Genomic DNA, 23,239 nt, shown 5'->3' with positions numbered 1-23,239 from the left:
TAGCGGATGGGGCGTTGGGTGGACGTTAAATGGCCTTGCTCAGTCGCAGCTGGCCAGCATCGGTTGGGCCAGGCGCACGAGGGAGAACTGTCCGCTGCCGAATTCACTGCGGCTACTGGCGAACGCGGCCTCGACCGAGCTTTCATCGCCGAAGTTCAGCTCGAGGCTGCCCCAGTCGCTCAGCACGATGTCACCGCTCTCGAAGCCCGGTCCATACACGCCGCCCGTGGGCTGATAGAGGGTCTCGATCCGGAGTCGCTCACCGTCGAAGCGCCCGTCGCCGGTCAGCCAGACCTGCTGGCCCGAGCCATCGGCCGTGTAGGTGAACCAGTAGACGACCGCGCGATCGTCACTGAGCGCTTCGATGATGAAGCCTTCGCCGCTGCGCTCGGGGCTGAACCAGGCGCCGCTGGTCCATTGCATTTGCGCTTGATTGTCACAGCGCGTCCCGGCCAGGCGAGTCAGCTGGATCTGGGGGCTGCGATCGGAGATCGAACTGACCGGGCAGGGCAGGGGGATGGGGTCGCCTTCTTCCGGCGGCAGGCCGTCGAAGGGCGGGCAGCCACTGTAGTCGAGGAAGACGCGCTCGAACTGCATCACCCCATCGCCGAGGCGATCCATGCGCAGGCGCGCCACCGATCGCAGGGCGGGCTCGTCCTCGACCATGCGCAGGCCCACGTTGAAATCACCGCGGGTCTCGATCAGCGTGGGCCAGTTCAGGTGTTTCTCGCCGCTGCGGCCCACTTCGAAGAACCACAGCTGCTCACCATCGCGGTCGTAGGTGAAGCTGTAGACCAGCGGGGCGCCGTTGTCGAGGAGCATCAGGCTGACGCCTTCGCCGGAACGTGCCGGAGAGAACCAGGATCCGCTGACCGAGGCATCGATGGCTACGCGCTCGCGATTCAGGCAGCCCTGCCAGCCTGGGCCGGCCACATGATGCCGATCGATGAAATCGACCAGGCCCTCATCCTCGACGATCAGGTCGTTCCAGCACAGGTTCAGGCCGCCACCGGAGGCCGGCAGGTCGGTTTCCCATAGGGTGGTCGACGCCACCGTGGGTGAGAGCGTGCCACCGAAAAGGTTGTCCTGGAGATAGAGCTCGCCGCCGTTGGCCTTGCGGATCGCTGCAAAGGCGTTTTCGATGCCTCCTTCGAGCTGGTTGTTCGACAGGTCGAGAACGCTCAGGGCCATCCGATCCCAGTCCGCCGGCACCTCGCCCCGGAACTCGTTACCGGACAGGTTCAGGTAGGACAGGCCGTGGAAATAATCCGGCGGCAGAGTGCCGATCAGACGGCCCGCGGTGACCTCGGGCAGCGAGCCGCCGAGGAAGTTGCGGGACAGGTCGACGAAACTGATCCAGAAGGGAATCCGGTCCAGGCTGCCGGTCAGGGCGTTGCCGCTCAGATCCAGGCGCTCGAACATGAAGTGGATGAGATCGAGGTCGTTGATCGATCCGCTCAGGTTGTTGTCCGGCAGACTCAGGCCCGAAAAGACCGGGCTGCCGAACTCGTTGTTGCAGACTACGCCATACCAATCGCACATCGGTACGCTCGAGTCCAGCCAGCCGTCGTTGCGCTTCCAGTCCTCGCCGCCGGTGGCCATGTAGAACTGCACCAGGGCGCTGGTGGGTTCGGGCGGTGGCGGGCTGAGCGCGGAGGCGGGACTGCCGGTGAAGAAGCTGGCGGCCAGGATGGCGGCGCTGATGGCCGGGATTCGCATGCTGGAACTCATGATCGACCTCGTTCCTCTGGATTGGGTCCCCCTGGACCTCCTGATGCTAACGGGCGCCTTTCACACAAGTCAAATGCAGCGGCTGGGCCGGGCAAGCCCACCGCCTGCCTTATAATTGCGCGGTTTACCCGCAGCAGTCGATCCCGTGAGCAAGCTTTCCGAACAAGTCGCGCGCCGGCGCACCTTCGCCATCATCTCCCACCCCGACGCGGGCAAGACGACCCTGACCGAGAAGTTCCTGCTCTTCGGCGGTGCCATCCAGCTGGCCGGTTCGGTCAAGTCGCGCAAGGCTTCGCGGCACGCGACCTCGGACTGGATGGAGATGGAGAAGGAGCGCGGCATCTCGATCACCTCCTCGGTGATGCAGTTCCCCTACAAGGAACGCGTGGTCAACCTGCTCGACACACCGGGCCACGCCGACTTCTCGGAAGACACCTACCGCGTGCTGACCGCCGTCGATTCCGCCCTGATGGTGATCGACTGCGCCAAGGGTGTCGAGGAGCGGACGATCAAGCTGATGGAAGTCTGTCGCATGCGCGACACGCCGATCTTCACCTTCATCAACAAGCTCGACCGCGAGGGCCGCGAGCCGATCGAACTGCTCGACGAGGTCGAGAACGTGCTCGGCATCGAGTGCGCGCCGGTGACCTGGCCGATCGGCATGGGACGACGTCTGAAGGGCATCTATCATCTGCTGCGCGACGAGATTCATCTGTACGAGTCCGGCAAGAACTACATGCGCCAGGAGCCGCGCGTGATCCAGGGCCTGGAGAGCGCGGAAGCCGACGAGGTGCTGGGGCCGATGGCGGCCGAGCTCCGCGATGAGATCGAACTGGTCAAGGGCGCCAGCCACGACTTCGATCTGGACCGTTACCTGAAGGGCGAGCAGACGCCCGTCTTCTTCGGCTCGGCCCTGAACAACTTCGGCGTGATTCCCCTGCTCGATGAATTCGTCGAGTACGCGCCCCAGCCCCAGCCGCGTGCGACCCTGGGCCGGACCGTGGACCCCAACGAAGACAAGCTGACCGGCTTCGTCTTCAAGGTGCAGGCCAATATGGATCCGGCCCACCGCGACCGCATGGCCTTCATGCGCGTCTGCTCGGGCGTGTTCGAGAAGGGCATGAAGCTGCACCATGTGCGCTTGGGGAAAGAGCAACGCACGCACGGCGCCCTGACCTTCATGGCCGACGAGCGTGCCACGGCCGAGTACGCCTACCCCGGCGACATCGTCGGCCTGCACAACCACGGCACGATCGGCATCGGTGACACCTTCACCGAGGGCGAAGCCCTGCAGTTCGCCGGCATTCCGAGCTTCGCGCCGGAACTGTTCCGCCGGGTGCAGCTGCGCGATCCCCTCAAGCTGAAGGCCCTGACCAAGGGCCTGACCCAGCTCTCCGAAGAAGGCGCCACCCAGTTCTTCAAGCCGATCGTGGGCAATGACCTCGTCCTCGGCGCGGTCGGCATGCTGCAGTTCGACGTCGTCGCCTATCGCTTGATGGCCGAGTACAAGGTCGAGGCCCGCTTCGAGGCGGTCAACGTCGCGACCTGCCGCTGGGTCAGCTGCGACGACGAGCGTGCGCTGGAGAAATTCCGCAACAAGAACGAGCAGTACCTGGCCGAAGACGGCGGCGGACAGCTGGTCTACCTGGCGCCGACGCGGGTCAATCTGCAGCTGGCCCAGGAGCGCCACCCGGAGATCACCTTCCGCGCCACCCGCGAAGTCAGCGTCTACGTCGACACCGACTGAGTTCCTTCGCCGCTGCGTAACGGCGCAGCGGCATTCGACAGCACCCCTCGACGCTGGTTAAGATCGGGCCAGGCACGCGGTAGGTGCCGCACGCTGAGCCTCGGGGCGATCGTGCGGCCAGGTCAGGGGACATCGTCATGCGCCGGGATCTCGACGGTTGGATCAGCGAAACCTATGCCTCGGTCTTCGATCCGGAGGCTTTCTTCCATCAATTCCAGCAGCTGGCTGAACGATTCGATGCGCCCGTGTGCGCGCTCCACATCGAACGACCCGGCCAGAAGCAGCTCGGCTTCACCTGCGGCGTCGACCTCGAGGCCGTGGCTTCGGACTATCCCCACTTCGACAACCTCTGGCTCGAGCGTGGCCTGCCCGAACTGATGCGCGATGGCATCACCCATGACGGCCACCACACGCCGTTGAAGGAGATGCAGCGGACCGACTATCACCGCTACTTGCTCAAGCCCCTGGACCTCGATCACAGCATGGGCGTGCTCTGCGATGCCCGCGCGGACGGCAGCTTCGCGATGCTGAGCCTGAGCCGGTCGCAGCGTATCGGTCAGTTCCAGGACGATGAACTGAAGCGCTTCAAGGGCCTCCAGCCGCATCTCCAGGCCATGGTCCAGATGTTCGGCCGGGCTTGCGAAATCGGCCAGCGAATCAGTGAACTTCGCGCGCTGATGGATCGCAGCATCGACGGCATGCTGCGACTCGATGCTGACGGCCGCATCGTCGAAGCAAACGAGCAAGCGGAGATGTTTCTGGAGGAGGAAGGCTTCGTTCGTCGTGGGCCCCGTCAGCGTTTCGAACTAGTGGATCCGCTCGCCCGACGGTGGCTGCAATCCTTCACCCCCTCCGAAGCGCCCGCGGAGCGAATCCTTCGTGATCCGGAGGGCTCGGCGGCCTTGATGATTCGCATCGAGGCGGTGCCCTCCGGCTTGCCGCTGGCCGACCGGCGACGGCCGAGCTTTCTGGTGATTCTGAAGCCCCTGCGACCCGAGGTCGACGGGTGTGCCGCCAGGCTGCGCGAACTGTTCGACTTCACGCCGCGCGAGGCCGAACTCGCGATCGAACTGGCCCGATGCTTCACACTGCCGGAGGCCGCTGGCCGGCTGGGCATGCGCCACGAGACGGCCCGTTCTCACCTCAAGCGCTGCTTCCAGAAGATGGGCGTGGCCGGCCAGGCGGAGCTGATCGCCATCATTCGGGACACGTTGGTCGTCGCGACGCGCGCCTGAACCCGGAACTCTTTCTCCATGCCAGCGCCCGACGATCGTGCGGGCGGCCTTGTGGATCCTGACTCCCCCGATCGGGGGATGCGTCCCCCTGACTTCGGATTCTATCGTCAGGGCCAGGACCTGACTGAACCCAAGGAGAACGAGATGATGGATCGAATGGCAGCCGCCATCGTGCTGATCGCAGGCGTGGTGATCGGGCCCGCGGCCGTCGCCGCCTGTCCGAATGACATTTCCGAGACGGCCTCCCGTCTCCACTTCCCCGAGATGCAATCCCAGGCGCGGAGCATGAACCATCAGCAGATGCTGGCTCGCGCTGGTGGGGATCACGCGATGCTGATCAGCATGCTGCGCACCAGTATCCAGCAGGCCGATGCGGCGATCGATCAATCCACGCAGGCGCTGCAGCAGCTGGGCGTGGCCGTCCGGCCTTCGCTGGACGGCGGCAGCTCGGTGGGTGGGCAGCACCAGCGGGCGCTGGCCATGGCGATGGACGCGCGCTCGATCGGTCAGGCCTGGCTGGAGGTGGCGCGTTGTCACGCCGGTCGTCGCTGATGGTTTGGAGCCGTGGGGCCCGGGTCGGCCAGCGGGTGCTTGTCGCCATGCTGTCGATGCTGATCGGGGTGCCGGTCGCCTTCTCTCCGCAGGCCGCGGCGCAGGACCCCTTGAACGAGCTGCAGGGCATGACCGGCATGACGCCCGCACAGATGCAGGCGCTGAGCGAACGCTGCGCCCGCCGCCACGGTCGTGATTACGATGCCGCATCGCGCTGCGTGATGGATGCGATGGCCGCCGCCAGGGACCGCCACGCGGCAGCATCGAGCCCGCCGCCGAGGGCAGCACAGCGGTCGGCGCCATCGCGCGAACGCGCCCCAGCTGCCTCCGCCATCGCGCCACGGCTCGGACACTGCGTCACCGTCGCTCGCGATGAAGCCTGGGGTGGCACTTCCTTCATGGACAACCACTGTGCCCACGAGGTGTCCGTGCGCTGGTGCTTCGGCAATACGACCACGGGTTGTGAAACCGGGACCAGCGCCGGCTCGATCCCCGCCAATGATCGCTCGACGATCTACTACGATCGCCCGGAGTACGACGACCTGGCCTTCATCTTCTATGCCTGCGACAGCCGCCATCCCGGCTGCTTCGACACGCTCAACGAGTACGCGCGCAACCTGGATCGGGTGAGCCGGCGATGAGCCTTGCAGGCGGCTTGCTCCGACTCAGTCGGCCTGAACGCGCTGCAGGTAGAAGCGGTCCGTCAGGCCTTCGAGGAAGTGCATCGGATCGTCGCTGCCGCGCCTCTGGCGATCGGGCCGTGGCAGGCTGCCGTCGGCAGCGTAGCGGAAGACGCCCCAAGGCTCACCGTTGATGCCGACGCGGACTTCATAGGCCCCGGCCTCGGTCAGGGCGCTGGCCGGCACAAAGCCATCGTCGGTGGCTGATCGCAGACTGAATTCATGGGCCACCCACCAGGGCTTCGCCTGGACGATGCTGGCCGGGCGCGAGGCGCCGGCGTTGTGGCCGTGCTGGGCGACAAGTTCTCCATTTCGATAGACCTCGATGACGACCACCTGATCCGTCCATTGCCAGGGCCGGGCCTCGGCATCGCGCAGGAACAGGTTGAAGGTCGGGGCTTGACTCAGGTTCCCGTTGGGGACGTAGACATATGCCCACTCGGACCATGGCCCTTCGAGCAGGTAATGGCCTTGCTCGTAGGGGCTGGCCCCGCCGGAGGCGACGAGCTCGAAATCCATTGCCCAGAAGGCCTGGCCATCGAGGGTCCAGGTGGCGGTGTAGGCGCCCGGCGCGAGCGGGGCGGGGTCGGAATTGTTGACGGCCTGGCCGACCCAGATCGGAAAGGCTTCGCGCCGGGCCTCCCATTGCACGGTCTGGACCACATTCCCGGTCGCGTCCGTGATCTGGCTGGTCAGGAAGGCGCCTGTATTCGGGTTGTAGGCCGCGATGTGCTGCGGGTCATTGAAGTCGGGCAGGAAGGCGAAGCGGACGCGCTCGAAGAAGCGCAGCTTGCCCTGCTCCCAGACCACCTGATCGGACATGGATTTGAGCAGGTCCGAGAAGAGCAGCGAGGGGTGGGGCGCGGCCGGGTCGATGGCCACGCCGTGCGGGCTGCGGAGCTCGTCGGCGGACACGGGGCGAATCAGCAGGCCGAGCAGGGTCAGGCAGGCGAGGGTGCGAAGGGACATGGTGATCTCCTTGGGTCTCGAGGGGGTTCAGTGGGTCCTAGGGGCTCTCGAAGCGGTCGCCGAAGATGGCGTCGTCGAAATCGAAGCGGGCGATGTACTGGCGTGGGCCGTTGAGGGTGAGGCCGATCACCGGATCGTCGCAGCCGAACTGGCAGTCGCCTTCCCAGGCGACGAAGCTCGATCCCTCGGCCGGAATCGCTTCCAGCACGACGACGCTGCCGGCTTCGAAGTGACCGGTGCAGTTGTAGTCGGGGCAGTCCATGCCGTAGGTCGAATTGACGCTGACCACCCGGCCTTCGCCGGTGCCGGCCAGTTGGATATCGATCGGATGGGTGGCGGTGGTCGTGAAGGTCGCCAGTACGACTCTGTTCTGGTCGAGGTCGACCTCGCACTCGGCGCTGCCGCTGCAGTCGCCATCCCACTGGGCGAACACCGAGCCCGGCTCGTTCAGCCAGCGCAGGTCCACCGTGTCGAACTGCTGGGCGAAGCTCGAGCAGCTGCCGGTGCAGTCGATGGCCGGGACCGGGTCGGAAAACACCCGCCCACTGCCGGAGACGCTGATGTCCAGGGTGCGGCCCTCGCGGTTCTCGAAGGCGCCGATGTCGCAGGCGGCCGTCAGCGCGGGATTGCCGTCGATCGGGTCGCCACCGGCGTCGGGGACGAAGCGGTTCCGGTCCAGATCCAGCACCACCGGAAAGGCCGTTTCATCCCGGCAGTCGCTGCGCGGCCAGGCGTCGACGGCAGTGCTGCCGGCCCCGAAGCGGATGCGCCAGGGCTTGAGGAGATCACCCGTTGCCTCGCGCAGGGCATGGACGGCGATGGGGTCCTCGAAAGCCATGCCCTGACCGTCGGACAGGACCAGCTCGCAGGCGCTGACCACCTGGCCGCCGTCGGACACGGTGAGGTTGTGGTTGATCGAGGCCAGGCTGGTCTGGCTGGTATCGCTCTGGCCGAAATTGCAGGCAGGAGCGTTGGCCACCGGGATGAAGAGATTGCCGACCAGGCGATGCTGGCCCGTGCTCCAGTCGCTTGCATAGGACAGGTCGGTCGCCAGGCCCGCCGGCTGGCCCTCGTCCTGGCTCGCCAGGTTGCCGGCCCAGGTGTTGCCGACGAGGGTCGATGGCAGGGTCGACAGGAAGGGGACGATCGGCGAGACGTTGACGGCCGCCGAGGATCCGCTCAGGTTGTCGAGGAACAGGTTGTTGATCAGCCTCGTCGGCGTCAGCGCACTGCGGACCGCGGCGCCGATGAAGGCGCGGTTGCCGATGAAGCTGGAGCGCTGCACGTCGACCACGGCCAGGCCCGAACCGACGGCGCCGCCGCTGACATTGATGGCGCCGCCTGCGCCGTCATTGACCAGATTGTCTTCGAACAGGCTGTCGAGAACGATCAGGCTGGCGTCGATGGCGCCGGGCTCGAAATGGAGGGCGCCACCGCTAGCCTCGGCGCTGTTGCCTCCGAACTGGCTGTCGACGATGTCGACGCGGATGACTTCGGCGCTGCTGGTCGGGCTCAGGCCCAGGCTCAGCACGCCGCCGCTGCTCAGGGCGGTATTGGCAAAGAAGCCGCTGTCGCTGATGGCGATGCTCAGGTCGCTGCCATGGATGGCGTCGACGGAGCCCAGCACGCCGGAGCGGCCGGCGGAATTGCTGGTGAAACGGGATTCGCTGATGTTCAGGACCTCGAGGTCAGCGCCGAAGGCGAGAGCCCCGCCGGCGCCGGCCAGGGCCTGGCTGCTGCGGATCGTCATGTTCTGAAGGGTCAGGGTCCGGGTGCCGCTGACCAGGAGCAGGGCGCCGCCGTGGGGGTCGGGTGCTTCGGCCAGGCCATCCCGGAGGCCCAGATTGATCAGGGTCAGGCTCGCAGCGGCGGGTTGGGCCACTTCCATCACGCGGTGCAGGTTCTGGGCCGAAACGGTCAGGCGGCGTCCGCCGGAATTGTCGATGACCAGATCGGCGTCGCTGACGATCAGCGGACCCTGGCTCAGATTGATGATGGCGCCGAGGACAGTGCCGCCTTCGAAGTCATCCCAGTCGAAGCGGATCAGGTCGGCGGTGCCGCTGCTTCCCGCACTGCAGCCGCCGACGGCGGCGTTGCTGGCGCTGGCCGACAGGGCCTCTCGCAGGGAGCAGCGTGCGTCGTTGGCGATGCTGTCGCTGTTGGTGTTGACCCAGATGGTGGCGGCCAGGGCCGGGCTACCGATCAGGCATAGGAGCAGCGCGAGAGAAAGGCAGGAAAGTGTCTGGGCAGAGTGAGGGGCCAAAGCCCGTTCTTGGCGAGGAGAAATCATGGCAGAGCGACCCGAAAGTGGTTTGGGATAGCTCTAAGCAAGAACCAGGCCAGCGTCCGACGGCAATCTCGAAGAGGCTGGTTTCTTCCATCTTTTCAGTGGTTTGGGCTTAGTCTTCGGGTCCGTCGAATCGTGAATTCCACGGGCCCGCTTCTCGCTTGAGAGAATGCGTTTATCGAATCAGGGAATCGACGCTGTCGCGTGGGCCGCGGCTTCAGGGGCTCGCGATCGCACGGTCCGCTGCCAGGATCCGATGACGGAACGCCTCGGGGATGCGTGCCGTCAGTTCGCTGGCTGACGCTTCGTGGCCGCCCGTTCTGGCGAATCGCTGGGCGGCGATCAGCAACAGGGGGTGGTCACTGTCCTCGCTGGCGGAGCGGGTTTCGTTCCACAGCTCGGCGAGGGTGTCCGCGTCGAGGCGGTGGCTGATCCAGAGCGGGCCCAGGCGCGCCCGGGCGACCTGGCAATCGCCGTGCATCCAGTCGATGTTGCGGTCCAGGCGGCTCAGCGCTTCGGCTTCCAGCAGAAGCGCTTGTGCCTGTGCTGGTGGGCTCCAGCGCGCGCGAGCGACCAGCACTTCGCTGATCAGGCAACCCAATTCGCTGGGTCCTTCGTCATCGTCCACCAGGCCACTGTCCTCCAGGCCTCGGTAACTGGCCAGCGCCTGGTCCGCCAGGGCGGTCAGCGCCGGGCTCGGCGGCGTGTCGCTCAAGGCGAACCACTGACGAGCGACGCCAGCGTGGTTGATGCGCGGGCTGTCCCAGTCCGGTCGAAGTTCCATGGCGCGTTCCAGCGCCGACCTGGCCTCGCCCATGGCGGGCGCCGGGTCCTGGCCGATCAGGGCCTGCCACAGGCCCAGGGTCCACCAGTTCAGGCCGAGGGTGTTCAGGGGCGAAATGTAGTCGGGATGCTGCTCGACCAGTTCCTCCAGGCCGCGGATGATCACGGTCAGTTCCTCGGTCGGATCGCGGCCGAGCAAGGCGTCCTGGTAGGCCACATTGCCCCGGCTGGCCAGCATGTTGTGCATCAGTCGCCGGTCTCCCGGGGTCACGGCGCTGGCCGCCCGCAGCCAGTTCACGCTCTGGCGTTCGGCTTCGAGCGCGGCGCGGGAGCCTCCTTCACCGAGGCCTGCCGATGCGATGGTGCTCCAGGTCACGGCCAGATTGTTCATGACGTTGACGTCATTGGGGCGGGCCTGATGAACTCGTTCCAGCCAGCGCAGCGAGGCTTCGAGCGCCGCTTCGGGGTCCTCGCCCTCGGCCAGCTGCTTGCGGCCCAGCACCTGAAGCGCCGAACCCAGGGACAGCTGGGCGAGTTCATTGTCCGGGTCGAGCTCGAGCGCCCGACGGGCCTGAGCGATGGCGTCGTTCAGCGGTTCGGTCAGGGGCTGGCGATCGCGCAGCAGGTCCTTGGCGCGGAGCCAGAGTTGCATCGAGGAGGTCGCCAGCAGCTCCGAGTCATCGGCAATCAGCTGCAGGCCCTGATCGCAGGCCTGTCTCGAGGTGTCGATGGCGGCGTCTTCGGTCTGCATGGTCTGCAGGGACTGGCGCGCGGCCGCGATCGTGCAGCCGAGCTGATAGACCGGCAGGTAGGATCGAGCAGTTCGTCGAAGATCCTCGAGTCTGACGTCCACGTCTTCCAGCGCGGCCAGGGCCTCATCGGGGGCGACGTTGAGCTGGTCAATGCGACGAACCGTCTCGGCCTGCAGATCGAGCAAGGCGTTCTGCCAGTCATCGGGGCTCAGCAGCGGCGTTTCGGCCTGCGATTCCACGTTGGGCGTAGGCGCGCCTTCGGCGTCCAGGGCTCGTTCGATGCGTTGTCGGAGGTCCGCGCCGAGCAGGCTGCGGTAGGGTTCGAGATCACTCGCCAGGGCGTCGCGTTCCAGCGCTTGGAGTTCGGCGAGCGAGGCGGCATCGGCGGTCAGACCGAGCTCGAGGCGGCGGGCGCCGAACTGCTGCAGTCGGGCTCGCGCGGCCCGATTGGCCACGCTGGTGGTGCGCACGCCGCCGCGCCAGGCGCGCTCGGCGTGTTCGAAGGCGCGGGCCGGTTCACCGATGGCGTCGAGGAGATCGGCCAGGGCCGCATCGATGCGGGCGCTCGCCGCCTCGCTCAGCTGGTCGCGGGTGGCGGCGAGACGGTCGACGGTCTCGCGAGCCTCTGCAAGGGCCGCGCGTTGATCGTGCAGGGGCAGTAGCTGCTCGATATGCCAGTCCCCGCGGGCTCGCTCGGCCTCGGCGATCAGCTCGCTGGCTGTGCTCAGTGCGCGGCGATTCTGCTCTGCCATCACCACCAGCGATGCTGCACCGATCAGCACTACGGCCCCCAGGGCGAGGCTCGAACGGGCTCGCCAGGGATTGCTGCGCATCCAGCGCGCGAAGCGGTAGCGCCTGCCCAGCACGGGTGCGGCGATGACCTGGCCGGCGCTGAAGGCCGCGAGGTCCGCCCTCAGTTCGCCGGCGTCTGCGTAGCGGCGCGCCGGCTCGGTTTCGAGGCAGCGCACGACGATTCGGGCCAGGCCTTCGGGCAGCCGTCGGCGAATTTCCGAAACCGGCACGGTCTGGCCGGCAGCGGCCTGCATGACCAGTGCCATCGGGGTATCGGCGGTGTAGGGCAGGGCGCCCGTCAGCACTTCGTAGAGCACCACGCCCAGGGCGTAGACATCCGCGCGCGGGTCGGCGCCTTCGGCACCGCGGGCCTGCTCCGGCGCCATGTAGCCGGGGGTGCCCAGGGCGTCCCCGGCCATCGTCAGGGTGGCGTCGTCGGGCCGGCGCGCCAGGCCGAAATCCATCACCCAGGCCTGCGGTCGGCCGTCGCCTTCCTCTACCATCAGATTGCCGGGCTTGAGGTCGCGGTGAACGACGCCCTGGGCATGGGCATGGGCCATCGCATCCAGCACCTGATCGAAAACCGCCAGCTTCAGTTCCGTCGAGCGGTCGGCCAGGTAGCGATCCAGGGGTGCGCCATCGACCAACTCCATGGCGATGTAGTGGCGGTCGAGGTGCACGCCGGTCGCATGGATCGGCAGGATGTGCGGATGGGACAGGGCGCGCTGAGTGCGCGCTTCCCTCAGCATGCGTTCGATGGCGGCCGGGTCTTCCTGACGCAGGTACTTGATCGCGATGTCCCGACCGAGATCCGGCGAGTAGGCGCGCACCACCTCGCCGTTGCCACCCTGGGCCAGCGGCACGCCCGTGTGCCAGTCGATGCGGGACTCGCTCATCGGATCAGGCCGTGTCGATGTCCAGATTGCGAATCTGCCGATAAAGGGTCGATTTGCCGATACCGAGCCGGTCGGCCGCCGCCGCCACGTCCCCGCCGCAGAGTTGAAGCGCCTGCTCGATGGCGCGCTTCTCGGTGCGGATCAGCAGCGCCTTCAAGCCCTCGACGGGACCGCCCGTGCCTCTGGCCTGGCGGATGCGGGCGTCGAGATGGTCGGAGCGCAGCGCCTCGCCGGGCTCCAGAAACAGGGCGCAGCGCTTCATCTCGCGTTCGAGTTCGCGGACATTGCCGGGCCAGCGATGCGCGAGCAGGCAGTCGAGGGCGGCTTGGGAAATCCCGCCGAAGCGCTGACCGATGTCACCGCAGGCGCGGCGCAGGAAGTAGGCGGCCAGATTGGCGATGTCGACGGCGCGCTCTTCGAGATCGGGCAGACGGACGGTCCAGTCGGCGATCCGATGGTAGAGGTCGAGTCGGAACTCGCCCTGCGCGACCATCGCCTCCAGGTCCCGATTGGTGGCGGACACCACCTGAATGCGGGCCGGTCTCGGCCGGCTGCCACCGACCCGATAGACTTCCTGCTCCTGGAGCACGCGCAGCAGCTTGGCCTGGGTGGCCAGGTGCATGTCGCCGATCTCGTCGAGAAAGATCACCCCGCCATCGGCCTGCTCGAACTTGCCGGGCCGCGCATCGACGCCGGTGGCCACCCCGCGTTCGATGCCGAACAGTTCGGCGTCGAGCAGGTCCTGCGGCAGGCTGGCGCAGTTGAGGGTCACCAGGGGCTGGCCGTCACTGCCGCAGCGGTGCAGGTAGCGCGCGAACAACTCCTTGCCGGTGCCCGAGCTTCCCTCGATCAGGACGTTGAGCACCGACGTCGCGACTCGAGCCGCCTGCCGATAGAGGTTGAGCAGCGCTGCATGGCGCGTCACGGGCTCCGGGAACGGCGGCACGGTCGTGTCCGAGTCCGGCGTCCGGCCCGATGACCGGCTTGCGTTCGTTCGCTCGATCAGAGGCAGAATGGTCTCGGCGATCTGTCGGTAGGTCCGATCGTTCAGGGCCTGTCTGGCGCGTCGGGCCAAGCGCCAGTCATGCTCTTCATGGGCCTGTTCCCGATCCTGCTCGGGTGTCGCGGGGCCGGACGTGGCCTGGACCGCGCCGTCCAGGCTCAGGGTCCAGCTGCCGCCCAGACTGTCCGCCAGCGCGGCCACGACCGTGACCACGGCCTCGCCCGGACGCTGCCGGGTACAGCGCCGGACCAGGGCGGGCAGGGTCTCGAAGTAGAAGCGGCTGATGCGATCGCTGGAGATCGTGGGCCCCCGCTGCTCGATGGAGGCGGAGGGTCGGTCGGACCGCCCGCCCCGGCTTTCGGCGGGGACGGCCAGCTCCAGATCGGTCGGATCGGTCTCGATCAATGAACAGATCAGGCTGCCGAACTGGAGTCGGTCGCCCGGCTGCACTCGCCGCCGCCCGGTCAGGGCTTCACCATTGATCTGCACACCATTGCTCGAGCCCAGGTCTTCGAGGCTCCACTCGGCATCGGCGAATTCCAGTCGGGCATGGCGGCGCGAGACGGTCGGATCGCCGAGCAGTACGTCGCAGTCTTCGTGCGAGCCGATCAGCCAGCAGCCTGCATCGAGTGGATAGCGCCGCTCGCCGCTGGCGTAGTGCGCCATCAATGTGATCGAAGCCATGATCTCGGACCTGACAATCCCGTTCTCGAAATCGAGAATACTGCGCAGGCCCGATAAACGCGAGCCCTGCGCCAGCGTCTCGGCCAGGCTCGGTCCGGCCCCCGTCCCGCTCCCGGGGAATGAGCAAGCGAGAGAGGTCCGGGAAAATCCTGTAAAAACAGCAGCCTGAGCGACTTCTGCTCGGCTGGCATGCTTTCTGCATTGAGAGCTTCGTCACGTTTGCGCCGTTCGCATTCGATCCGATTCATTCATTGACGAGGGATTCTCATGCACCGCTTGTTTCGTTCGATTCCTGTTTTCCTGCTGCTTGCTACTCAGACGGCCCCGGCCTTCGATTGCCAGATTCTCAAGGCCTTTCCGGCCGAGATCGATCGACCCGGCAAGTACTGCCTGGATCAGTCGCATGAGTTGGCGCTGGGCGGGGGCGATGCGGCGATTCTGATCCTGGCCAACGACGTTGAACTGGACCTGCGCGGTCATACGCTACGCAATCCGGCCTTCGAGGGCGGCAGCTGCAACGCCGAGTGGCTCGGCGAGCCCAGCATCGGAGTGCATGTGTTCGAGGCACGCAACGTGCTCGTCCACAACGGCGCCCTGCGCTGCTTCGACACGGGCGTGCAACTCAGCCAGTCGCGTTGCGGTGACTGCAACCAGGGCAACCAGGTGCGCAATATGCGCATCCACCAGAGCGCCTACGCCGGCATCTTTGCCGAAGGGGACTTCGGCGTCTATGCGGACAACCACATCGTCGACACGGGTGCTCGCGAGGACCGCGATGGCCGCGGTCTTTACGTCGGCGGCGAGGGCAACACGATCCGCAACAACGATGTCCAGCTGGTTCGTAACGCAGGGGCCGGCATCGCGACCGGCAATGGCAACAACAACCTGGTGGTCGAGAACCGCGTCCAGAACGCCCGCATCGGCTTCTACCTCTACCTGGGCAGCGAGGTTCGCTACCGCGACAACCTGACGGCGGCGGTTCAACAGGCCTACGCCGGTACGGCCACCGACCTGGGCAACAACGACTGAGCCAGGCCCGTCCCCCACCAGACCGATCCACTCCGGAGTGCAACCCATGTCGAATGTTCCTTGCAGAGCGCTTTGCTCGATCCTGTTCATCTCCCTGGGCACGCTGATCAGCGGACCGCTGTCTGCTGCCTTGATCTTCGTCGACGAGCCCAGCGACGCCGTGGTCAATGACAACAACTGCTCCCTGCGCGAAGCCGTCCTGGCGGCCAACACCAATCAGGCGGTGGATGATTGCGCGGCCGGCGACTCGTCCGGACCGGACGGGGTGTTCGTGCTGATCGGCCAGACGGGCCTGACGATTTCCCTCCAAGCGCCGCTGGTGGTGACCGACACCACCAACATCATCGGGCCCGGAATCGACAATCTGGTCCTGGTGCCGGGAGGCGCGGGGACCTTTCCCGCCTTCGAGATCGATGTCGCCAATGCCGGCGAGGACTTCTCCCTGTCCAACTTGCGTATCGAAGGTTTCCAGGACAGCGCGGTCCAGATCGTCAACGCCGATCAGGTGCTGTTCGACCGGGTCGGCTTCGATGCCAACGTGGCGCCAACGGTGGGCGGTGCGATCAATTCCCGATCCTTTCCCGTGGGTCCGACGCAATCGTTGACCGAGCTGACGCTCCGCGACAGCGAGTTCGTGCAGAACAACGCTTCCAGCCTCTACGGCGGTGCGGTCTATATCGGTGGCTCGATCTCCGATGCGGCGGACTTCGACCTGACCGTCGAGGGCAGCGTGTTCATCAATAACCGCGCCGATCGAGAAGGGGGCGCGATCGCGGCGGCCGTGTCGTCGGGCCTGCTGGTGATTCGGGAATCCGTGTTTCAGGACAATTTGACCTCCATCGGTGCCAATGCCTTCTACCAGGGCGGGGCCCTGATCAGCGATTTCGCTTCGACGCAGATCTCCGGCAGCCTTTTCATCAACAACGACAGCACCCTGGGACGTTCGATCGCCAGCGGTTCGAGCCAGACCTCGGCACCCGTGGCGATGACGATCACCAATTCCACCTTCATCAATGACGTGCCGCCCTTTCCGGATGCGCAGGCCGAAATCCACGTCGATCAGAACGAGACCCGGATCCAGTACAGCAGCTTCCAGCTCAGTGCTCGAGCCGCCATCCGCGCCGGCAGCGCCGGGACCGCCCGTCTGATCGGTAGCCTGTTCGTGACCGACGTGCCGCCCTGTGAGGGTGATGGCAGTTTCCTGTCGTCCGGATACAACCTCGAAACCCATGGCGATTCCTGCACCTCGCAGGCCAGCGATCTGCCGTTCACGGACGTCGAACTCCTGCCCCTGGGGGATTACGGAGGACCGACCGAAACCCTGCCGCCGCATCCGGCCAGCGCGGCGGTCGATGCGGGACCCCTGAGCTGCGAGGACGCCACCGGCAACAGCGTTCTGACCGTCGATCAGCGCGGCGAAGCTCGCCCGCGCGACGGTAATGCCAGCGGCGGCCTCGGGCAGTGCGACATCGGCGCCTTCGAGTGGGGCAATGCCTACATGCTCAGCGTCGGCTTTCCCGGCACGGGCGGCGGCCAGGTGTCCCTGGTCGATGATCTGCCGCTGGGCTGTGATGCCCCCGATTTCTGCCAGCTGCCCCTGCCGCGGGATCAGAGCTACACGCTCGTCGCCAGTCCGGCGCCGGGCAGCCAGTTCAACGGCTGGGGCGGGGCCTGCAGTGGCCAGGGCCCATGCGTCGTGAATCTGACGACGGCACGCGTCGTGACCGCCGATTTCGAGGTCGTCAGCGATTCGATCTTTTCGTCCCGATTCGAGAACTAGGCGGCCGGTCGTGCCGCCCTTGCTGCTCGGGGGAGCAGGAACCCAAGGGGACTGAGGAGAAGCCGTCGAAGGATGGCTTCGGAACATCCGTTGAGAAAAGGAACCGAACATGAAAGATTCTGGGAGCAACTTCAACCGAGCTCATCGCTCGACGCGTGGAGCCGTGGTCGTGCTCGGGCTGGCCATCGCCCTGGCCGCCTGTGGTGGCAGCGATGAGGCGACGAGTGCCGCCGCACCCGGGGCGCCCGCTGGATCGTCGTCATCCAGTGCGGCGGCTGGCGGCGGGGTCGATGTGGCGGCCGCCAACACGGCGGAAGAAATCGGCCAGGCCGTGGCCGATGTCTATGTGCAGGCTTTCGCCGATCTCGCCGAGGCCCTGGCCGATCATCCGGACGAGGCCGTGGCCCTGGAGCGCATGCGTGGGGTTCGCGAGCGCCATATTCAGGACCTGGTGGCCCTGGGGCGCAAGGTCGAGGCCCTCTCGGATGCTGACAAGGCCACGGTGCAGTCCGCCGTCAGCCGGGTCCAGTCCGGCCTGCAGTACGACCCCGCGATCAAGCCGGTCTACGAGGCCTACACGGCGTTGCATGGGCATTACCGGGACGCCGGTGTGATGAGCTCGAACCGGGAGTTCAACCGACTGTTCGCGAGTTTCAACATCCTCACCCAGTACGCTTTCTTCGATCTGCTCGAGCGGCAGAATCCCGAAGAAGCCGAGCGCTTGGGCCTGTGAAGCGCGAGCGATGCGGGGGGCGGATCCCGTCGCTGCGGGGCCTGGTGCTGGGAATGGCGGCGGGCCTTGTGCTCGCCGCCTGCGGCGCCGGCCGGGAGGCGGAAGCCGAAGCCCTGGCCGAGGACTTCCTGGCCGATCTGCGGGCCGGCGCCTGGCAAGCGGCCTTCGGCCGAATGCACGGCGATTTCCAGGCCGCCTGCGGCTCGGCCTCCGGGCTGGAGCAACGGGTCCAGGCTGCCGCTGTTCAGCCGAAAGGCTGGTCCTTCAGCTCGGTCAGCGCCTTCAAGCACACCGGCTATGTCGAATTCACTCTGGTCGCGGGCGACGGTGGAACGCGTCACGCCAATCTCGACCTCGAGCGCGTTGGAGGCGAATTGCGAGTCCTGAACTGGCGCGTCGAGGCGACCGATCTATGTGGTGAAGTCTAGGGTTGCAACGCGTCGTCGAGCCGCAGTGCTTCCCTGGCCTCCGCCAGCACCTTTCTTGCCTTGTCGAGGTGTTCGCCGTCGGCCGGCAAGTGCGCTTCAGCCAGCTCATGGGCGCGCTGGGCCAGCGGGAGTGCCTCGTCGATCCGACCCTGCGCCAGGCGGAGCTTGGCGTTGGCGACCAGGGAATCGATGCTGTCGGGATGCGCTTCGCCCATCGCCGCCATGCGCCCGGCGAGGGCCTCTTCGATGAAGGGGGCGGCCCGGTCGGGCCGGTCCGTGTGCAGGTAGAGCTCACCCAGGTTGTTCAGCGAGTTCAGGGTCTGGGCGTGGCGATCGCCCAGAACCTCGCGGCGCAGGGCGATCAGCTCCAGGTAACGCGATTCAGCCTGGTCGATCTCGCCCGTTCGTCGCAGCAGGGTGGCGTAGTTGTGCAGGGCGCTGAGGGTGGTCGGGTGACGCTCGCCGAGAAGCTCGCGCTGGCCGGCGTGGATGCGCCCGAAGGTGTCGCGGGCCTCGTCCATTCGTCCCAGGCTGAAGTAGCCGTGGGCGACGCTGCTGAGCGTGGTCAGTGCTTCGGCGCTGTCCGGGCCGCTCAGGCGTTCGACGATGGCCAGCTGGATCAGATCCATCTCCAGGGCTCGCTCGACCTCGCCCCGTCCCGCATAGGCCATCGCCAGGTTGTGCAGGGAGGACATCGTGTCCATGTGGTCGCCGAGCACGGCCCGGCGGCGCTCGAAGGTGGGTTCCAGGATGGCGATCGCTTCGTCCCAGTGGGCCTGGTACAGATGGAAGCGGGCTTCGGCATGGCGGGCCGAGAGGCTGCGCGGGTCGTCGGCTCCGAGGGTGGATTCCAGCGTGGCCGAAGCGGCTTCGGCCAGCGGCAGGCCGGCCTGCGGCAGCCCGAGCGCGAGGTAGGTGGAGGCCACGGTTTCCTGGACGCTGGCGCGGGCCAGGGGGTCCAGATCGGCCTCGGCGAGGGTGCTGGCGGTGCGATCGAGGAGGTCGCGCACGCGCACGTCCTCGCCCTGCGCCGTGGCCGGGCGAACGGAGGCGAGCATCTGCTGGAAATAGGCCAGCACCTGGTTGGCCCGATCGGCTTCCTGCACGGCCAGGCTTCGAGCCTGGTCCGCCCGCAGGGCCTGCAGGCTGGCGATCGAGGCCAGCCCGATCAGGGCCACGGCGGTCAGCAGGCCGGCTATCACGCCGCCCCGGTGGCGGCGGAAGAATTTTCCGAGCCGGTAGCCGAGTTCATCCGGATGCGCCTGGACGGGCTCGCCGCGCAGGTGGCGTTGCAGGTCATCGGCCAGGGCGCCGGCACTGGCATAGCGTCGCCCCGGCTCCTTGCGCAGGGCCATGGCGAGGATGGCGTCGAGGTCGCCGGCAAGTCGTGTGTCCGCCGCCGCCTCGCTGGCTTTGGCCGGCTGTTCGCGGGTGACACGGTCGATCAGAGCGGGCAGGGACAGGCCGTCGAGATCCAGCGGCGGTCGGCCGCAGAGCAGCTGGTAGGCCAGGGCGCCGAGGGCATGGACGTCGCTGGCGGTGGTGATGGCCTCGCCGGTCAGCTGCTCGGGGCTGGCGTAGCGCGGGGTCAGGGCGAGCTGGCCCGTTCGGGTCAGATCTGCGTCGTCGGATTCGAGCAGCCGGGCAATGCCGAAGTCCAGCAGCCGCGCCCGACCCTGGCGATCGACCAGCACATTGGCCGGCTTGATGTCGCGATGCACGATCAGGTTGCGGTGGGCGAATTGCACGGCCTCGCAGACCTGGATCAGCAGTTCGATGATTTCGTTCTTGTCCAGCGCCTGCTCTCGGCAGTAACGGTCGATCGGCACGCCATCGACGAACTCCATGACCAGGTAGGCCCGGTCCTTGTCGAGCAGGCCGGCGTCGAGGGGGCGGGCGATGCCCGGGTGGTCGAGTCGGGACAGCAGCCGGGCTTCGCGGGCGAAGCGCTCGATGTGATGGGGATCGTCCACGCCGGCCTGAACGATCTTGATCGCCACTTCCTGCTCCAGCGCCCCGTCATCCCGACGTGCCCGGTAGACGCGACCCATGCCACCCTGGCCAACGCGCTCGAGCAGCACGTAGGGGCCGATGCGCTCGGGCGCGGAGCCATCGCCTGATTCGTGCTCGGTCCAGTCCAGGGCCGGGCGCTGAAGAAAATCGGGCTGGCTGTCCAGACTGTGCAGCAGGGAGTCGAGTTCCAAGGCCAGCTCGGGCCGAGTCTGCTTCAGTTCATCCAGTCGAGCCTGACGTACGGCCGGCGCCGCCTCGGCGAGTTCGTCGAAGGCATCGCTGAGGACCTGCCAATCGTTCGGAGAATTGCTCGGGCGGCGCTCGTCCATGCTCGCTCGGACCGCAGTGGGGAAGGGCCAGTCTACACAGGGCGGGCCGCGCCGTTGCGGGTCCGCGGCGGGCTGGCTATGATCGAGGCCATGCGCAGGGAATCCCCTTTCTTCAGGTCGGCCCGGGACGAATGAGCGGGTCCGACGCTTCATCGCCGGACCTGACTGCGTTGCTCAATACGGGCGAGGGTGCCCAGGACGCCTTCGCCGAGGCTTACCAGCAGGTCTACGGCGAGCTCCGTCGCCTGGCTCAGCACCACCTCAATGCCGAGCGCCCCGGGCACACCCTGTCGGCCACGGCACTGGTCAATGAAGCCTTTCTCAAGCTCTCCGCCCAGAGCCGCGCCGAGTGGCTCAATCGGGCCCAGTTCTTTTCCGTCGCCAGCACGGCCATGCGTCGGATCCTGGTCAATCATGCCCGAGACCGCTGCCGCCTCAAGCGAGGCGGTGGTGGCGAGCGGGTCGATCTCGACGCCCCCGACGTCCTGGCCCGACTGGTGAGCGACGATCGTTGCCTGGAGCTGCTGGCGGTCGAACGCCTGCTCGAGGGCCTGGCCGAGCTCGATCCGCGCGCCGCCCGGGTGACCGAATGCCGCTATTTCGCCGGTTACACCAATGAGGAAACGGCGGACGCGCTGGGAATCAGCGTGGTGACGGTCAAACGCGCCTGGCGCCTGGCGCGGGCCTGGATGGCGCGTGAGCTGGAGCGGGACGCGGCTCATCCCACGGCCGGCTAGGCAGGTTCCCGCGGCCAGGCCGTGGCCGCCGCGGCCCTGGCGGGGCATCGGTCTCGGGTCGGACATGATGAAGGAACTCCTCGAGGCTCGGGCTTGTTACCAGTGACGCACCGTTTCGGCGTCGAAGAGCTCACGGGCCTGACCTGACAGGCGGGTCGACGCTCAATCTCGCGCCCGGCTGAGCCAGAGGAGGAAAGCCCAGAGGCCTGCCAATGCGGCAGGGAGCGCCGGGCCGGAAGCCTGGGCCAGCAGGAATCCGGCCTGAGCTCCGCCCAGCAGTCCGATCAGCAGCAGTGCGCGCCATGAGCGTGCGGGCAGGGCCTGCTGAACGACGGCCCCCAGCGCCAGACCGGCCAGTCCCGCCAGCAGCACCTCCAGTCCCGCCTCGACCGTCCAGACGTCCAGGGGGAAGCGCCAGGTGGCCAGGGAGAGCACGATCAGAAACTGGACCAGCAGGGCGGTGCAGGCCAGTAGCAGGCCGGACAGGGCGGCGTCCCTGCTCAAGCCGAAGCGGCGGATCTGGTGCCGGTCCAGTCCCATGCGAGCCGCGCTCAAGGACAGGCTGGACAGGGGCGAGCTGATCAGCAGCACCGCCAGCGCAGCCAGGCTCGCCGAGCGGATGTCCAGGGCGAGATCGAGGGCCAGGGCCAGCACCAGCGGCAGGGCCAGGATTTCGAGCAGGGCCCCGGGCCTGGCCTTCATTCCCCGCCAGCGGCGGCGCAGCAGGCAGGCGCTGGCCGCAAGGCTCGGTTGGCGCGGCGCGGCTGCAAGGCGCGGTCGTCGGATCGGCCCGTCGTCCTCGCTCGGCGTTTCGCCGGCGTCTTCCGATAACAGAACGATGGTCAGATGGTTTCCGGCCAGCCGTTCGAGGCGGGCCTCGATCCTCGCCGCCTCGCCCGGTTTCAGGCCGGTCGATGGGGCATCGACGATCAACAGGCCAGGCCGAGTCAACAGCGCGGCGGCCAGTCTGGCCAGGCGTTGCTCGAGTGGGGACAGTTGGCTCAGGCTTCTGTTCGCAGCCTCGACCAGGTCCAGGGCCTCGAGCGTGGTGTGGATCAGTTCGCGCCGTGCCGTTTCGGGCAGGGCCTCGCCGAGGCGCAGGACGATCTCTTCGGCCAGCCAGCGGCGCAGGCTGATGCGGCTCGATGGCAGTGGCGATTGCAGCGACGAGGGACCGACCAGCGCTATCCGGTCGCGCTGCCTCGCAGGCTGTTCGTCCAGCCAGCTTTCGCCGAAGTCGCCGGACTGGGTCGGTCCGTCCCGACCCAGGCGCTCCATCAGGGTTTCGCAGGCTGCACGCGAGGGCAGTCGCAGGCGGTGCAGCTGGCCGGCCGGCAGATCGAGGCGTCGCGGATGCTCCAGGCCGGGCAGAATCAGGCCGCGGGCATGCAGTCCGATCGCCCCGCCGAGCGAGCGCAGTTCGACCTCCACCCGCTCAGCATCGATGCCCAGCAGCGTCAGGCGCTGATGGCCGAGCATGACGGTTTCGTCCGGATGCAGGCGCAGGCGGCGCAGGCGTTCCTCGCCCTGCCACAAGCCGTTGCGGCTGCCGGCGTCCCTGATCAGCAGACCGCTGTCCTGTCGACTCAGCAAAGCATGTCGCTGGCTGACCGAAAGATCGGCCGGAATGGAGATGTGGCAGTCCAGGTCGCGACCGAGTTGCCAGGGCCCGGGCCCGGCCAGACGCAGGCGTCGGCCGTGGGCTGCGCCGGCGTGGGTGAACTCGTAGTCCGGCGCGCGGGCCCGCCCCAGGCCGATGACGTCCCCGGGCTCCAGGCGCCGCTGATGGTCGATTCGTTGGCCGTTGACGAACACGCCGTTGAGCGAGTCGAGATCGTGGATCACCCACTCACCGGCCTCGTTCAGGCCGATCCAGGCGTGTCGCCGCGAGACTTCCGGGCCGCTGAGGAGCAGATCGACCTGCTCGAGGTCCCGGCCGATGACCTGACCGGCGCCCTTCAGATGGCTTTCCTCGCGCAGCGGCCCCGGATGCAGGGAACGCAGCAGCGCCGGATCGGTTTCGCGCTCGCTCATGGAGGTTCGGGGCTTCCTGGCGGTGGGGCCTGTCCGTTTCTACGG

General features: G+C 67.1%; 16 protein-coding genes. 9 read left to right on the top strand and 7 right to left on the bottom strand.

The window, feature by feature from the left end:
• Positions 1-39: 39 nt before the first annotated feature.
• Complete coding sequence (locus tag WM2015_RS14140; RefSeq protein ID WP_156201242.1) at positions 40-1,731, bottom strand: hypothetical protein; 1,692 nt, start codon at positions 1,729-1,731, stop codon at positions 40-42.
• A 145-nt stretch (positions 1,732-1,876) separates the two neighbouring features.
• Here WM2015_RS14140 and WM2015_RS14135 point away from each other — a divergent pair, with 145 nt between their 5' ends.
• The 4 genes from WM2015_RS14135 (at position 1,877) to WM2015_RS14120 (ending at position 5,906) form a co-directional block, all read left to right on the top strand.
• Complete coding sequence (locus WM2015_RS14135; RefSeq protein ID WP_049726664.1) at positions 1,877-3,478, top strand: peptide chain release factor 3; 1,602 nt, start codon at positions 1,877-1,879, stop codon at positions 3,476-3,478.
• 137 nt (positions 3,479-3,615) lie between these two features.
• The gene (locus WM2015_RS14130; protein WP_049726663.1) at positions 3,616-4,713 is read left to right on the top strand and encodes a helix-turn-helix transcriptional regulator; all 1,098 of its coding nucleotides are present in this window, start codon (positions 3,616-3,618) and stop codon (positions 4,711-4,713) included.
• A gap of 78 nt (positions 4,714-4,791) precedes the next feature.
• Positions 4,792-5,265, top strand: coding sequence for a hypothetical protein (locus tag WM2015_RS14125; RefSeq protein ID WP_049726662.1), 474 nt, complete (start codon positions 4,792-4,794; stop codon positions 5,263-5,265).
• Complete coding sequence (locus WM2015_RS14120) at positions 5,265-5,906, top strand: hypothetical protein (protein WP_156201240.1); 642 nt, start codon at positions 5,265-5,267, stop codon at positions 5,904-5,906. Before WM2015_RS14125 ends, WM2015_RS14120 begins: the two co-directional genes overlap by 1 nt.
• 24 nt (positions 5,907-5,930) lie before the next feature.
• Here the strand turns inward: WM2015_RS14120 and WM2015_RS14115 are convergent, their stop codons facing one another.
• From WM2015_RS14115 to WM2015_RS14100, 4 genes are all read right to left on the bottom strand, one after another.
• Entirely contained in the window at positions 5,931-6,914 is a 984-nt protein-coding gene (locus WM2015_RS14115; RefSeq protein WP_049726660.1) for a flagellar hook assembly protein FlgD, read from the bottom strand.
• A 37-nt stretch (positions 6,915-6,951) separates the two neighbouring features.
• Positions 6,952-9,177, bottom strand: a complete 2,226-nt coding sequence (locus WM2015_RS14110) for an InlB B-repeat-containing protein (RefSeq protein WP_049726659.1) — start codon at positions 9,175-9,177, stop codon at positions 6,952-6,954.
• 241 nt (positions 9,178-9,418) lie between these two features.
• A complete protein-coding gene (locus WM2015_RS14105; RefSeq protein WP_049726658.1) occupies positions 9,419-12,424 on the bottom strand; it encodes a serine/threonine-protein kinase in 3,006 nt (1,001 codons plus the stop codon).
• Positions 12,425-12,428: 4 nt separating this feature from the next.
• Complete coding sequence (locus WM2015_RS14100; RefSeq protein WP_049726657.1) at positions 12,429-14,111, bottom strand: sigma-54-dependent Fis family transcriptional regulator; 1,683 nt, start codon at positions 14,109-14,111, stop codon at positions 12,429-12,431.
• Positions 14,112-14,378: 267 nt separating this feature from the next.
• On the opposite strand from WM2015_RS14100, the gene WM2015_RS14095 reads away from it, so the two are divergent.
• From WM2015_RS14095 to WM2015_RS14080, 4 genes are all read left to right on the top strand, one after another.
• Positions 14,379-15,140: a right-handed parallel beta-helix repeat-containing protein gene (locus WM2015_RS14095; protein ID WP_049726656.1), complete on the top strand. Its 762-nt coding sequence runs from the start codon at positions 14,379-14,381 to the stop codon at positions 15,138-15,140.
• 46 nt (positions 15,141-15,186) lie between these two features.
• The gene (locus WM2015_RS14090) at positions 15,187-16,920 is read left to right on the top strand and encodes a CSLREA domain-containing protein (RefSeq protein WP_049726655.1); all 1,734 of its coding nucleotides are present in this window, start codon (positions 15,187-15,189) and stop codon (positions 16,918-16,920) included.
• A 109-nt stretch (positions 16,921-17,029) separates the two neighbouring features.
• Complete coding sequence (locus tag WM2015_RS14085) at positions 17,030-17,653, top strand: hypothetical protein (protein ID WP_156201238.1); 624 nt, start codon at positions 17,030-17,032, stop codon at positions 17,651-17,653.
• 53 nt (positions 17,654-17,706) lie between these two features.
• Positions 17,707-18,081 (top strand): hypothetical protein, encoded by a 375-nt coding sequence (locus WM2015_RS14080; protein WP_156201236.1) that lies wholly within the window; start codon positions 17,707-17,709, stop codon positions 18,079-18,081.
• Here WM2015_RS14080 and WM2015_RS14075 read toward each other — a convergent pair.
• Entirely contained in the window at positions 18,078-20,423 is a 2,346-nt protein-coding gene (locus tag WM2015_RS14075; RefSeq protein ID WP_049726652.1) for a serine/threonine-protein kinase, read from the bottom strand. The genes WM2015_RS14080 and WM2015_RS14075 overlap by 4 nt on opposite strands.
• Before the next feature lie 131 nt (positions 20,424-20,554).
• Between WM2015_RS14075 and WM2015_RS14070 the strand changes: the two genes are divergently transcribed.
• The gene (locus tag WM2015_RS14070; RefSeq protein WP_082169782.1) at positions 20,555-21,160 is read left to right on the top strand and encodes an ECF-type sigma factor; all 606 of its coding nucleotides are present in this window, start codon (positions 20,555-20,557) and stop codon (positions 21,158-21,160) included.
• 162 nt (positions 21,161-21,322) lie between these two features.
• Here WM2015_RS14070 and WM2015_RS14065 read toward each other — a convergent pair whose 3' ends face one another.
• On the bottom strand, positions 21,323-23,194 hold the full coding sequence (locus tag WM2015_RS14065) for an FHA domain-containing protein (RefSeq protein WP_049726651.1): 1,872 nt from the start codon (positions 23,192-23,194) through the stop codon (positions 21,323-21,325).
• Positions 23,195-23,239: the final 45 nt, after the last annotated feature.

The organism is Wenzhouxiangella marina (assembly GCF_001187785.1).
Lineage (GTDB): Bacteria > Pseudomonadota > Gammaproteobacteria > Xanthomonadales > Wenzhouxiangellaceae > Wenzhouxiangella > Wenzhouxiangella marina.
Note: the sequence above shows the minus strand (reverse complement) of the source record. Positions and strands in the feature narration are given on the sequence as shown.